The sequence below is a fragment of the Sphingomonas sp. genome, from assembly GCF_036269755.1.
GTDB lineage: Bacteria > Pseudomonadota > Alphaproteobacteria > Sphingomonadales > Sphingomonadaceae > Sphingomonas.
Genome location: NZ_DATBDV010000018.1, coordinates 109,569 through 122,129 on the forward strand (window position 1 = coordinate 109,569; position 12,561 = coordinate 122,129).

14 protein-coding genes and 2 pseudogenes are annotated in these 12,561 nt (G+C 67.2%); 9 read left to right on the plus strand and 7 right to left on the minus strand.

Going from position 1 to position 12,561, the window contains the following annotated elements; translation table 11 throughout:
- Positions 1-63 precede the first annotated feature (63 nt).
- From VH326_RS11440 to VH326_RS11450, 3 genes are read left to right on the plus strand one after another with little or no spacing between them, the layout of a single operon-like run.
- Positions 64-642 (plus strand): SCO family protein, encoded by a 579-nt coding sequence (locus VH326_RS11440; RefSeq protein WP_329631950.1) that lies wholly within the window; start codon positions 64-66, stop codon positions 640-642.
- Positions 639-1,073 carry a YcgN family cysteine cluster protein gene (locus tag VH326_RS11445; protein WP_414714272.1) on the plus strand — a complete coding sequence of 145 codons (435 nt, stop codon included), beginning with the start codon at positions 639-641 and terminating at the stop codon, positions 1,071-1,073. Before VH326_RS11440 ends, VH326_RS11445 begins: the two co-directional genes overlap by 4 nt.
- The gene (locus VH326_RS11450; protein ID WP_329631951.1) at positions 1,070-1,744 is read left to right on the plus strand and encodes a SprT family zinc-dependent metalloprotease; all 675 of its coding nucleotides are present in this window, start codon (positions 1,070-1,072) and stop codon (positions 1,742-1,744) included. Before VH326_RS11445 ends, VH326_RS11450 begins: the two co-directional genes overlap by 4 nt.
- Here the strand turns inward: VH326_RS11450 and VH326_RS11455 are convergent.
- Positions 1,720-3,813 carry a transglycosylase domain-containing protein gene (locus VH326_RS11455; RefSeq protein ID WP_414714279.1) on the minus strand — a complete coding sequence of 698 codons (2,094 nt, stop codon included), beginning with the start codon at positions 3,811-3,813 and terminating at the stop codon, positions 1,720-1,722. The two genes, VH326_RS11450 and VH326_RS11455, sit on opposite strands and share 25 nt — an antisense overlap.
- A 212-nt stretch (positions 3,814-4,025) precedes the next feature.
- Here VH326_RS11455 and VH326_RS11460 point away from each other — a divergent pair, with 212 nt between their 5' ends.
- On the plus strand, positions 4,026-4,604 hold the full coding sequence (locus tag VH326_RS11460) for a hypothetical protein (protein ID WP_329631952.1): 579 nt from the start codon (positions 4,026-4,028) through the stop codon (positions 4,602-4,604).
- Positions 4,605-4,641: 37 nt separating this feature from the next.
- Here VH326_RS11460 and msrB read toward each other — a convergent pair whose 3' ends face one another.
- The 4 genes from msrB to VH326_RS11480 are packed head-to-tail and all read right to left on the minus strand — an operon-like array spanning position 4,642 to position 7,931.
- Positions 4,642-5,061 carry a peptide-methionine (R)-S-oxide reductase MsrB gene (gene msrB, locus VH326_RS11465; RefSeq protein ID WP_329631953.1) on the minus strand — a complete coding sequence of 140 codons (420 nt, stop codon included), beginning with the start codon at positions 5,059-5,061 and terminating at the stop codon, positions 4,642-4,644.
- Positions 5,062-5,086: 25 nt separating this feature from the next.
- A complete protein-coding gene (locus VH326_RS11470) occupies positions 5,087-6,193 on the minus strand; it encodes an NAD(P)/FAD-dependent oxidoreductase (protein ID WP_329631954.1) in 1,107 nt (368 codons plus the stop codon).
- Complete coding sequence (locus VH326_RS11475) at positions 6,172-6,858, minus strand: methyltransferase domain-containing protein (RefSeq protein WP_329631955.1); 687 nt, start codon at positions 6,856-6,858, stop codon at positions 6,172-6,174. The genes VH326_RS11470 and VH326_RS11475 overlap by 22 nt, the downstream gene beginning before the upstream one ends.
- Positions 6,855-7,931 (minus strand): type III polyketide synthase, encoded by a 1,077-nt coding sequence (locus tag VH326_RS11480; RefSeq protein ID WP_329631956.1) that lies wholly within the window; start codon positions 7,929-7,931, stop codon positions 6,855-6,857. The genes VH326_RS11475 and VH326_RS11480 overlap by 4 nt, the downstream gene beginning before the upstream one ends.
- Before the next feature lie 11 nt (positions 7,932-7,942).
- On the opposite strand from VH326_RS11480, the gene VH326_RS11485 reads away from it, so the two are divergent.
- From VH326_RS11485 to VH326_RS11495, 3 genes and pseudogenes are all read left to right on the plus strand, one after another.
- Positions 7,943-8,101: a hypothetical protein gene (locus tag VH326_RS11485; RefSeq protein ID WP_329631957.1), complete on the plus strand. Its 159-nt coding sequence runs from the start codon at positions 7,943-7,945 to the stop codon at positions 8,099-8,101.
- A 36-nt stretch (positions 8,102-8,137) separates the two neighbouring features.
- Entirely contained in the window at positions 8,138-8,698 is a 561-nt protein-coding gene (locus tag VH326_RS11490) for a DUF922 domain-containing protein (RefSeq protein WP_329631958.1), read from the plus strand.
- A 141-nt stretch (positions 8,699-8,839) separates the two neighbouring features.
- Positions 8,840-8,995: pseudogene (locus VH326_RS11495) on the plus strand (glutamate--tRNA ligase family protein); the annotation flags it as partial.
- 12 nt (positions 8,996-9,007) lie between these two features.
- On the opposite strand, the pseudogene VH326_RS16055 reads toward VH326_RS11495, so the two are convergent.
- Both VH326_RS16055 and VH326_RS11500 read right to left on the minus strand, forming a co-directional pair.
- A pseudogene (locus tag VH326_RS16055) lies at positions 9,008-9,136 on the minus strand (DUF6894 family protein); the annotation flags it as partial.
- A 194-nt stretch (positions 9,137-9,330) separates the two neighbouring features.
- Positions 9,331-10,083 (minus strand): Crp/Fnr family transcriptional regulator, encoded by a 753-nt coding sequence (locus VH326_RS11500; protein ID WP_329631960.1) that lies wholly within the window; start codon positions 10,081-10,083, stop codon positions 9,331-9,333.
- 340 nt (positions 10,084-10,423) lie between these two features.
- Here VH326_RS11500 and VH326_RS11505 point away from each other — a divergent pair, with 340 nt between their 5' ends.
- A complete protein-coding gene (locus VH326_RS11505; protein WP_329631961.1) occupies positions 10,424-11,155 on the plus strand; it encodes a Crp/Fnr family transcriptional regulator in 732 nt (243 codons plus the stop codon).
- An 83-nt stretch (positions 11,156-11,238) separates the two neighbouring features.
- Entirely contained in the window at positions 11,239-12,561 is a 1,323-nt protein-coding gene (gene gltX, locus VH326_RS11510) for a glutamate--tRNA ligase (RefSeq protein ID WP_329631962.1), read from the plus strand.

Consider the following 12,561-nt stretch of genomic DNA (forward strand, 5'->3'; position numbering starts at 1 on the left):
ACCTGGCAATGCGGTGCGACGAACTTGCGTCGCGCGCCTTAAACGATCAAGGCTGGCGCTGCGATGAATTTCCGCAATTCTTTGATCGTCCTGGCGCTCGCGCTCGCCGCTTGCTCGACCCCCGCAGCAACACCGCCGCTCGCTGGCGCGAAGATCGGCGGGCCGTTCTCGCTGACCGATCAGGACGGCAAGACCGTCACCGACAAGAGCCTCGGCCCCAAGTATCGCATCATGTATTTCGGCTACACCTATTGCCCCGACGTCTGCCCGACCACCGCGCAGACGATCGGCGCGGCGATGCGGAGCCTGGACAAGAGCGATCCGGAAGTGTCGGCGAAAGTGACGCCGGTGTTCGTGACGGTCGATCCGGCGCGCGACACGCCCGCGGTGCTCAAGCAATTCGTCTCGGCCTTCTACCCGCGCTTCGTCGGGCTGACCGGGAGCCAGAATGCGATCGACATGGCGCGCACCGAATATGGCGTGTTCGCGGCCAGGGATAAGCCGTCGCCGGGCGGCGGCTATCTGGTCGAGCATTCCAACGCTGCCTATCTGATGGACCCGACCAACAAGCCGATCGCCTTGCTCCCGACCGAACAGGGGGCGGCAGCGGTCGCCGACGAGATCAAGCGCTGGGTCAAGTGAGCGATAGATTCTGGGAGACGAAGACGCTGGCCGAATTGGATCGCGGCCAGTGGGAAGCGTTGTGCGACGGCTGCGGCAAATGCTGCCTCCACAAGCTCGAGGACGATCAGAGCGGCGAGCTCTATCCGACCAACGTCGCGTGCAAGTTGCTCGACCGCCGCACCGCGCAGTGCAAGGACTATCGCAACCGCCGCACGTTCGTGCCCGATTGCGTGCGGCTCGACATCGCCAACGTCTTCACCACCGACTGGCTGCCCTCGACCTGCGCGTACCGGCTGCGCGCCAATGGAGAGACGCTGCCCGACTGGCACTATCTGGTCAGCGGCGACCGCGAGGCGGTGCACCGCGCGGGCGAATCGACGCGCGGCTGGACGGTCAGCGAGGACGATGCCGGCGAGCTCGAATTCCATCTGGTCGATCGTACGCTGTGACGCCTGACATCCATATCGTCCGCCATGCGCGCGCGCGGCGGATGCGGCTGTCGGTCGATCCGGCGAGCGGGCGCGTGCGGCTGACCTTGCCGCCGCGGGCGTCGTTGAAGCGCGCAATGGCCTGGGCGGAGGAGCATCGCGGCTGGATCGAGGCGCAGCGCGGGCGCTTCCCCGACGCGCGGCCGTTCGCGCCGGGCGCGCTGATCCCGGTCGAGGGTGAGGACGTGGTGATCGACTGGTTGGCGGAGCGCCCGCGGACGATCCGTGTCGAGGAAGGGCGGCTGGTTTGCGGCGGTCCGCTCGAGGGTCTGTCGCGGCGCATCGAAAGCTGGCTCAAGCGCCGCGCGCTCGCCACGCTCTCCGACGAAACCGCCGAGTTCGCCGCCAGGGCCGGCGTCGCCGTCACCCGCGTGACGGTCGGCGATCCCAAGGCGCGGTGGGGGAGCTGCGCCTCGACCGGGGCGATCCGCTACAGCTGGCGGCTGATCTGCGCGCCGCCGCACGTCCGCCGCGCGACCGTCGCGCACGAAGTCGCGCACCGGCTGCACATGGACCATTCGCGCGCGTTCCACACGGCGTTGCGCGGCCTCTATGGCGCCGATCCGGCACCGGCGCGCGCGTGGCTCAAGCGCCACGGCGCGAGCCTTCACTGGCTGGGGCGGTGTTCCTGAACGTCGCGCGGGCGATCCGCCGGGCCTGAGCGGTCGGGCGCCGGATTGCGCGGCGGCGGCCGGCCGCCGCTCGCATCGCCGCCTGTCACTCGATCGAGCCACCTTCTGTCGAGCCGCTGCGGCGGCGCCGGGGGCGCCGAGTCGCCGTCGGGCGCCATCTGCGGCTGGTCGTCCTCCGAAGAAGGCGGCAAACCCGCGTCCCCGCCGCCCGTCTGTGTGTCGGGCGCGATCTGGTCTTGCGGGATCGGGTTGCCGTCGGGATCGACGAACACGCCGTTGTCGGGGCCGCCGAAATCGCCTTCGTTATCGAGCTGGAGCTCGGGCAAGGTCACCGCCGTGTCGAACTGCTCGACCGGGCGCCCGGCGACGGCGACCTTCATGAAGGCGGCGAACGCGCGCGCCGGCGCGGTGCCGCCTTGCAGCCCGGGTACCGACCGAGCGTCGTCGCGGCCCATCCACACCCCGGTGGTCAGCCCCGACGAAAAGCCGAGGAACCAGCCGTCCTTGTTCGACGTCGTCGTGCCGGTCTTGCCCGCCACGGGACGGCCGATCTGCGCGGCGCGGCCGGTGCCGGTATTGACCGCGGTCTGGAGCAAATCGGTCATCTCGGCGGCAACGTAGGGCGCGACCAGCACGTGGCTGCGATCGACCTCATGGCTGTAGATCGTCTCGCCCATGCTCGTGACCTTGGTGATCCCGTACGGCGTCACCGCCACGCCCTTGGCGCCGACGCTGGCGAACGCGCGAGTCATGTCGATCAGGCGGACGTCGTTCGACCCGAGCACCATCGACGGATAGGTCGAGATCGGCGTGGTGATGCCGAACCGGCGCGCCATGTCGGCAATGGTGGAGAAGCCGACTTCCTGGCCAAGCTGCGCGGCGACGGTGTTGACCGAGTAAGCGAACGCCGTGCGGACATCCATTTCGCCCGAATTGTGCCCCGACGAATTGCGCGGGGACCAGCCGTCGATCGTCACCGGCTGGTCGACGACTCGATCGCTCGGCCGCTTGCCGGCTTCGAGCGCCGCCAGATAGACGAACAGCTTGAACGCCGATCCGGGCTGGCGCAGCGAGGTCGTGGCGCGGTTGTAGATCGACGAGACGTAATCCTTGCCGCCGACCATCGCGCGCACCGCGCCATCGCGGTCGAGGCTGATCAGCGCGCCCTGCGCATTGCCGGGCGCGTTGGCGCGGATCGCCTGGTCGGCCGCGGCCTGCATCTTGATGTCGATCGTCGTGTACACTTCGAGCGGGCGAGTCGGCTCGTCGATCAGATTCTCGAGCTGCGGCAGCGCCCAGTCGGTGAAATAGCGCACGCTGTTCTGGTTGGACTCGGCGGCGAGCTTGACCGCCTTGGGATCGGCCGCCGCGGCTTCGGCGGGGGTGATCTTGCCGGTTTCCTTCATCAGCCCGATCACGACCCCGGCGCGGCCGACCGCGGCCTCGGCATCGGCGGTCGGCGAATAATGCGATGGCGCCTTGACCAGCCCGGCGATGATCGCCGCTTCGGACAGCGAGAGATGGTCGGCACCATGGCCGAAGAATTTGCGGCTCGCGGCATCGATGCCGTACGCGCCGCCGCCGAAATAAACCTTGTTGAGGTAGAGCTCGAGCACCTGGTCCTTGGTGAACTTGCGCTCGAGTGCCAGCGCCAGGATGCCTTCGCGGAACTTGCGGCCGAACTGCTTCGCGGAGGACAGGAAGATGTTGCGCGCGAGCTGCTGGGTAATGGTCGATCCGCCCTGCATCCAATGGCCTTCGCGGATGCGGACCTGGATCGACCGGACGACGCCGACGGGGTCGACGCCGATATGGCTGCGGAAGCGGCGATCCTCAACCGCGACCATCGCGTCCTTCATGACTTGCGGGATCTGGTCGTAGGTCAGCCATTCGCCATAGCTTGGCCCGAGGCTGACGATCGGCGTGCCGTCGGCGGCGAGGACTCGGATCATCTGGCCGTTGGGCGACGATTTGAGCTCGTCGAAGCTCGGCAGCTGCGACCGCGTGACATAGACCGCGATGATCAGCGCCAGCAGCCCGAGGACGAACGCCAGCCCGGCGATGCGCAAGCTCCACACCAGCCAGCGGCGCCACTTGGGATAAGTACGAACGACGCGCGCCACGGGCGGGTGGATACCGACTTAGCGGACTCTCGACAAGCGGCTGGTTAGCGGGGATGGTGAACGCGCGGCATGCAAGGCGAGCACCTCGAAAGCGAAAGTGTCTTGGTCGTCACTGCCTGATCCTCTAGCAAGTGCGAATATTCAGCCGGGGGGGCAGCGTGGTTTGGATTATCATCAGCGCGGCGCTCATCGCGACACTTGTATTATTCCTGCGTCCCAAATCCTCGCAGTCATCGTCGGCCACCCTGCATCAGACGACCCGCGCCGCACAAACACGCGCTATCGACCTCCCGCCTGAAGAGCGGGGCCGTTTGGCATCGGAGATCAGGGCCTCGGCGCTCGATGAGTACGATCGCATCGGCGAAGCCGCCCGGAGAGCTGGCAAAGACGAGTCATTCGCGCATCAAGCGGGTGTGCTCCAAGCGCTCTCCGCCATCACGGCCCCGGGTCGGCAACTGACGCCCCACGATCAGCGCGAACTTCAAATGGAAACAGTTCCCTTCAACAAGGCGCCGCCCGCCGAGGGGCGCATAGCCATCGCAGAGTACGCGGTCTGGAAATTCTTCGCCGCTGAGGCCGACGTGAATCTCTTTGCACCAGCGCTGCGTCGATTCCGCGACGAGATATATAACGACGAGAACGTGTCCAGCGATGTGACGTACGGCCTTCTTTACAGCATGAAGTACGACTGGCAGCGCTGGCTTTCTGATCACCGCACCGCCAGCGATCCCGCCTGATGCAACGCGCCACTAGAAGCCGTGAAGTTTCGTGAGCTTATTCCGAAGCGGCCGATGAACGAGCCGCCCGCGCCCGGAAGTCCAGGCTGACCGAGTTCATGCAATAGCGCAGCCCCGTGGGCGGCGGGCCGTCGGGGAAGACGTGCCCCAAATGGCTGTCGCAGCGCGCGCAGCGGGTCTCGGTGCGAGTCATGCCGTGGCTGGTGTCGGTGTGGTTGACGACGTGATCCTCGTCGATCGGTTGGGTGAAGCTCGGCCAGCCCGACCCCGAATCGTATTTGTCCGCGCTGTCGAACAAATCGAGCGCGCACGCCGCGCAGGCGTAGATTCCGTCCGCTTTATTGTCGTTGTAGAGCCCGCTGAAGGCGCGTTCGGTGCCGGCCTCGCGGAGCACGTGATACTGTTCGGGGGTCAGGCGCTTGCGCCATTCGGTTTCGGACAGCGAGAGATGTTCCATAATGCGATCCTTCGGCACGCGGTGGTCAGCCGTCAAGCCGCGAGTGATTGATCCTGGTCAGGTGCGCCGCGATTCGCGCAAGTTGTGGCGCGAGGCGCACAGCCCCGGTCAAGGCGGTCGCCCAGATTGGGCGCTCGGCGGCACGGCGGATCGCGCCGGCGATCGCGAAGGGGCGGGCGAGGCCGGCCGTCAATCGCTGCTGATAGCCGATCGCCGCTTCCGGGCCGTCGCGCAGATACGCGGTGGCGGCGCGCAAGCCGCTTTCGATCGCGATCCCCATGCCCTCGCCCGCGAGACTCGGGATGCACGCCGCCTGGTCGCCGAGCCGGAACAGTCCGGGCGCGGTGTCCCGGGCGCGCCAGCCATAGGGAACGTTGGCGATGGCATCGATCGCCGCGCCGCCGTCGCGAAGCGCCAACCGCTCGCCGAGCCGCGGCGACTCGACGGCGAGCGCGTCGAGCAAGGCGTCGGGCGACCCCGCTTCGCTCAGCCGCGAGCGGTGCACCGCCATGCAGCAATTGACCGTCCCGTCCTCCTGCCGCGCCAGCCCGGCATAGCCGCGATCGAACAGATGCAGCTCGATCGTCGCGCCGACCAGGCGGTCGAGCGCTCCACAGGGGCCCAGCCGGACGCGCAGCCCAAGCGCGGGGTCGCCGTCGCGCTCGACCGGGCGGGCGAGCCCGCGCAGGTCGTGCTTGCCGGTCGCGAGAAACAGCGCGTCGGCGGCGATCGCGCTTTCGTCGGCGAGGTGGACGGTGAGGCCCTGGCCCCCGCGTACCGCGACGCCGCGCTCGACTGCCCCGCCGGCGTCGATCGCATGGTCGAGCAGGATCGTGTCGAGCCGCCGGCGCGACACCGCGAGCGCCGGTTTGGGCAAGCGAGCCTCGGCGATGTGCCGCCCGGCGAACACTCTCAGCCGCTGGATGTCGTCGCGGTTGAGCGAGTCGCGCGGGATGCCGATCGCCTCCAGGGTCTCCAGCGTTCGCCAGCTCAGGAACCCGCCGCACAAGGCGTCGCCGGTTTCGCTGGTGCGCTCGACCAGCAGATGCGGCGCACGCGCGCGTGCCAGCATCAGCGCCGCGACCGCCCCCGCCGGCCCGCCGCCGACGATCAGCGCAGGCGTTCGACGCACAGCCGGAAGGGAAAGGCGCGATAGACTCGCGCATCGGTAACGCCCGCCTCGGCAAGGATCGGCGGCCATTCGTCCGGGCGGTACGACCGTGCGATCGACAGCGTGCCGTCGAGCCGCACGATGCGATGCCAGCCGAACGCGCGCGCCAGCACCGGGAAGCCGCGATGCGCGAAGCCGTGGCGGTGGAGGTCGTTGACCAGCCATCCCATCGCCGACTCGGCCTGCATGAAGCGCAAGAACGCAACCAGTTGGTCGTGGGTCATGTGATGCGCGACCAGGCTGGAGACCACCATGTCCCAGCCCTGCCCGGCAAGATCGGCATAGTCGCCGGTGATCCAGCGGATCGGCATGCCGGGCGGCGTGTGCTGCTTCGCTGCCAGCTCGCTGCGCGGGTTGAGGTCGACCCCGACCAGTTCCGCATCGACGCCCCGCTTCGCCGCCCAGCGCGCGATCGTCCGCAGCATGTCGCCATCGCCGAACCCGACATCGAGCAGCTTGAACCCCCGCCCTGCGCTCGCGCGCCGCACGAAATCGAGCGTCGGGCGCCGCGCCATCGTCACCCCGTTGACTCGCGCAAGGTCGCCGACGACCGCGGCGTAGGTGGCGGGATCGAGATCGTCGGCGTCCATCAGCTCCTCGGCGATGGCGCGCTCGGCCAGGCTCACGCGGCGCTCCGGAATCCGAATCCCTCGGCGGCGAGCCCGGGCCCGAACGCCAGCGCGACGCCATGCTCGACGCTGGGCCCGCCGAGCATCTTTTCGAGCGCGAACATCAACGTCGCGGACGACATGTTGCCGTAGTCATGGAGCACCTCGCGCGACGCCCATAATGCGCCCTGCGGCAGCTCATAGGCGCTTTCGACCGCGTCGAGGATCGACCGGCCGCCGGCATGCACCGCCCAGCCGTCGATCTCCTCCGCGCGCCGCCCGCCGAGCGCGGCCGCCGCGAAATCGGGATCGGCGAGCCCCGCCGCGATCCGCCCCGGCACCTCGCCCGACAAGTGCATCGCAAAGCCCTGATCGGTGATGTCCCAGCGAATCAGCCCGGCCGAATCGGGCAACGTCGTCGCGAACGGCGCATCGAGCGCGAAGCCCGCCGGCTCGCTCGACACCAACGCCGCCGCGGCGCCATCGCCGAACTGGAGCATCGCGAGCAATTTCTCGACCTCGGGCGTGTCCTGCAAGTGCAGCGAGCACAGTTCGACGCACACCACCAGCACGCGCGCGCCCGGTTCCGACCGCACGATATGCCGCGCGCTGCGCAATGCGGCGACCGCGGCATAGCACCCCATGAACCCGACCAGCAGCCGCTCGACATTGAACGACAGGCTGATCCGCGCGGCGACGATCTGGTCGATCCCCGGGGCCACGAACCCGGTGCAGCTCGCCACTACCAGATGCGTGATGCCGCGAATGTCGACTTGCTCGGCGAGGGCGTCAATCGCGGCGATGCTCAGCGCGGGAGCTTGCTCGGCATAGACCGCCATCCGCGCCGCCGTCCCCGGCATGAAGCCGCCCTCGTAGAACCCGCCGGGCGCGATCGGCGACCCGCCGCCCGGGGCTTCGGGGAGCACCGTCCAGCGATGCTCGATCCCCGACCGCGCGACCATCCGCCCGAAGATTTTGGCGAGCCGCGGATCGGCGATCCTGGGCGCCGCCCAGTCGATGAACGCCTGGTGCGCTTCATGGCCCGGCGCCGCGGTGCCGATGGCGTTGAGATAGGCGGTACGATCCTGCACGCTGATCTTTCTTGTGGCGGTTCGACAATCAACGCGCGACGCCGCAATTCGGCTTCTATGTCGCGATCCGGGCATCGATGGTTCAACGACGCCTGTCCGGATCGGAGCGCGAGGACTGCCAGCGGGCTACCCGCGATGGCGGCTTGTCCGTCGCGGAATATTCCGGCTAGACGAGACGCCGGATGTTTATTTTCAAATTCATGTGGTTGGCCGCCGCGGTCGCATTGGCACCCCTTCCGCCTGTGTCGATGATCATCGCAGCAGACGAATCGACGACGCCCTTTGCCGACATTCCGAACGTGACGGTCATTTCCTATGACGTGGCGGGCCGAAATCCCGCGGCGATCCGCCGTTCCATCAACGCGGCGCGACCCACGGACCCCAACGACGGCATGCGGGTCGACGGATTGAGCCATTACGAATTTCGTTGGCGCTGGCGGCGCGATGCGCAGGGCGCGTGCAGCGTGGCGCCCGAAGACGTTCTTTTCAGCGCGACAGTGACGGTCCCACGGCTGATCGGTGATGACGCTTCGGCCAAGTTGCGCGAACAATTCGACCGCTATCGTCAGTCGCTGCTGGCCCACGAAGACGGGCATATCCGCTATGCCTGGAATCATCGCGGCGACATTGCCGCTGCGATGAACGCCGCGACCTGCGCCACCGCCAGCGAAGCCGCCAAAGCGGCGGTGAAGGCGATTGCCGACCACGACATCGCGTACGACAAGGTTACCCGACACGGCGCGACCACCATCCTGCCGTTTGGCTAGGCACAACGACAAGCCTTCTTTCGAATGCCGAGCCGGTGACGGCCCTCGGTCGCGCTCCCGGTGGTTCGAACTCGCGCGGGTCGAGCGCGGCGGGCGGCGCCGGACGTTGCCGCTGTCGCCCCCGAACCCTAAGGGAGCGCGATGACCGTCACGCGTTTCGCGCCGAGCCCGACCGGCTCGCTCCATATCGGCAATATCCGCACCGCGGTGCTCAACTGGCTGTTCGCACGGTCGACCGGCGGGCATTTCGTGCTCAGGATCAACGACCTCGATCCGCCCATCGAAATCCAGCCTGCCGCGCTTGACATCGTCGCTCAATAGCGACCGGATGCCCTCGATTGCCTTCGCTCGGGCGGCCGCCAAGCTCGGCAGCTCGAACCCTTCCTCATCCTGCGCGAAGCCGAGCTTGTCGTGGATGTTCAGGAAGAACAGGGGCACCCGCTCTCATCTCCTTGCCGACACCCCAGGTTTCAGGCTGCTTGGCAGATATCTGCAGATCCGCCGGACTCTCGTGAGCACGATCCAGATAAAGCCCGGCAAGCATCGAGTGCGCCTTGCGCGCCTCCGGGTTCGTCGCCTGTTCCGCGAGCCTCAGCTCCGCTTCGGCTCGGCGCAGAAAATAGGCTGCGTCCTCATTCCGCATTGCTGGCCCTTTCCTGTACAGATTTGCGGCTCCGAACCGCCTCCTCGGGTTGGATGTGTAAATAGTCGTCGCTGAAGCCCGCGACCGAGGCCAAGCTCTGCCAATCGGCTATCGTGATCGACTTCTTCTGACGCTCAATCAGCCCTTCCTCGGAGAGTGAGCGCAGGACGCGGTTCACATGAACGCCAGTGAGGCCGGTGGCGTCGGCGATCTGCTCCTGGGTTAGAGGGAGGTGGAATTCGATCGGGGTTCCAATCTCGGCCGCCTGTTGCAGGACAGCCTGTTCGCACAGAAGATGGGCAAGCCTGCTCCGTGCGTCTCTCCGCCCGACATTGGCCACCCACTCGCGATGGATGGAAGCATCTACCAAGGTGTCGGTCCATAGGGCCCGCCCGACTGCGGGCCGGCTGAAGGCGAGGCTCAGAAGCTCAGCGTGGGAAATGACGGCTGCCTCGACGCTGCCCAATGCCTGAATGCTATGGTCGGCGTGCGAAAGCAGCGCTCCCTCCAGATCAACCAGATCGCCCCTGGTATGCACCGACACGATCTGCCGACCGCCGTCGCTGACGATTTTGTGCCGGCAAACAAAGCCCGAGAGTATCAGCTGGCAGCTGCGCGACGTCTCACCCTCCCGAACGATCCACCCGCCGGGCTCGAACCGCCGGACCGAATGGGGCAGCGCGAGCAATGCGGCACGGTCCTCTGGGGACAGCGATGAGCGGAGTTCGAGCTTTTGAATCAAGGGTAGCAAAGGTGATTTAGGCATAGTCACGAGCATCCGGTGAATGTCGAAAGCCTGCCCTCACGATAATCGGAAGGCGCGGCGCGCTACAGACGGAACAGGCGAGCCGGAGGGCGTGCAACACGCAGCTCGGCCTACCCAATCTAGCTACGGAACCTTGATCAGGGCGTCTGTTCGGTTTCGCACCAAGCCGTTGAATGCATATATTTTGCCGATCCATGCCGGTTTCGCACTAGGTGATCGGCGCGTTCGCTGCTAAGCCCTTCCCCATCGTTCGCACGCTCCCAGGGCGCGAGCGGCTGAGAGAGACGCGCTCCCGCCCCAATTTCAAGGGGCTTTCGTGTCTCTCATAGATCAGACGGAATCCGGGAACTGGCTTCTCCAGACCCTCAGTGAGAGCGACTTCGGGTTGCTCCAGCCGCATCTGAGGCGAATAGACCTCAAGGTCCGCGACAATCTCTATGAGCCTGACCAGCCCATTGAGCACGTGCACTTCCTCGAGGCAGGGGTCGCATCGATCGTATCGGCGCAGGAGGGTGGCGAGCAGATCGAGATCGGTCTCTATGGCCGCGACGGGATGTCCGGCTCGGCGGTGGTGCTCGGCGCAGGTCAATCACCGCACGGTTCGATGATGCAGGTCGATGGCGCGACATCGCTTCGGATCCCCTCCGACCGGCTGGCCGATGCCTGCGACGAGAGCCGGAGTTTGCGCAATCTCCTGCTCCGTTATGTCCAGACGCTCGCCTTGCAGGCTGCCCAGACAGCCGCCGCGAATGCCCATTACGCCCTTCCGGAGCGGCTCGCCCGCTGGCTCCTTATGTGTCACGACCGGGTGGACGGAGACGAGATCCCCCTGACGCACGAGTTCATGGCGATGATGCTGAGCGTCCGTCGCTCGGGTGTGACGGTAACCGTGCATACGCTCGAAGCGACCGGCGCGATCGGAGCCAGCCGCGGCTTGATCGTTGTCGCCGACAGGGACCGGCTGGAGGAAATCGCCGGCGAGTCCTACGGCGAGGCCGAGACTGAATATCGGAGGCTGATCGGACCTTTCGGCAAGAACCGCGCGTAATCCGGGCAGATCACGCCCCTGTTTGTCGATGGCGCTCGGTTCGCGCCGTTGCCGCTGTCGCCCCCGAACCCTAAGGGAGCGCGATGACCGCCACGCGTTTCGCGCCGAGCCCGACGGGCTCGCTTCATATCGGCAATATCCGCACGGCGGTGCTCAACTGGCTGTTCGCGCGCTCGACGGGCGGGCGGTTCGTGCTGCGGATCGACGATACCGATCGCGAACGCAGCGAAGAGCGGTTCGTCGAATCGATCCGCGCCGACCTGGCGTGGCTCGGGCTGACCCCCGATGCCGAGGTGCGGCAGTCGGCGCGGTTCGATCTCTATCAGCGCCGCTTCGAGGAGTTGCGCGCGGCGGGCCGGGTCTATCCGGCCTACGAAACCGCGCAGGAGCTCGACCTCAAGCGCAAGGTGCAATTGGGGCGCGGGCTGCCGCCGATCTACGACCGCTCGGCGCTGGCGCTGAGCGATGCCGAGCGGGCCCGGCTCAAGGCCGACGGCGTGCGCCCGCATTGGCGTTTCAAGCTCGATCCCGGGATGATCGAATGGGACGATTTGATCCGCGGCCACCAGCATTTCGATGCGGCGACGATGAGCGACCCCGTCATCCGCCGCGCCGACGGGTCGTGGCTCTATATGCTGCCCTCGGCGATCGACGATATTGATCTCGGGATCAGCCATGTCGTGCGCGGCGAGGACCATGTCTCGAACACCGCGCTCCAGCTGCAGATGTTCGAGGCGCTGGGCGCGCCCGTCCCGGCGTTCGCGCACGCCGCGTTACTGACCGGCGCGGAGGGCAAATTGTCGAAGCGGCTGGGGTCGCTCGGGGTCGAGCATTTCCGCGCGGGAGGGATCGAGCCGCAAGCGATCGTCGCGTTGCTCGCGCGGATCGGCACGAGCGATCCGGTCGAGCCGTTCGCCGATCCCGCGCCGCTGATCGCGGCATTCGACTTTTCGCGCTTCGGGCGCGCCCCGGCGCGGTTCGACGAGGGCGAGCTCGCGCAGTTGAATGCGCGCATCCTGCACCAGCGCGATTACGGCGCGGTCGCCGATCGCTTGCCGGCCGGCATCGACCAAGCGGCGTGGGAAGCGATCCGGCCGAACCTGACGACGCTCGCCGATGCCGCCGACTGGTGGCACGTGATCGAGGGCCCGGTCGAGGCGAGCGTGGATGCAGAGGATCGCGACTTCCTCGCCGCCGCGCATCGCATCGCCGGGGCGATCGATTGGGCGAATGACCCGTGGCACGCGCTGACCAACGCTCTCAAGGAAGAGACAGGGCGCAAGGGCAAGCCGCTATTCCTGCCGCTGCGCCGCGCGCTGACCGGGCGCGACCATGGTCCCGACATGGCGGCGTTGCTCCCGCTGATCGGCCGCGACCGCGCGCTGGAGCGGCTCGCGGCGCTTTGA

Bases quoted from the DNA above. Each gene is read 5' to 3' on its own strand.
- VH326_RS11440 (WP_329631950.1), top strand. From the start codon at position 64: ATGAATTTCCGCAATTCTTTGATCGTCCTGGCGCTCGCGCTCGCCGCT.
- msrB (WP_329631953.1), bottom strand. From the start codon at position 5,061: ATGGAACATCTCTCGCTGTCCGAAACCGAATGGCGCAAGCGCCTGACC.
- gltX (WP_329631962.1), top strand. From the start codon at position 11,239: ATGACCGCCACGCGTTTCGCGCCGAGCCCGACGGGCTCGCTTCATATC.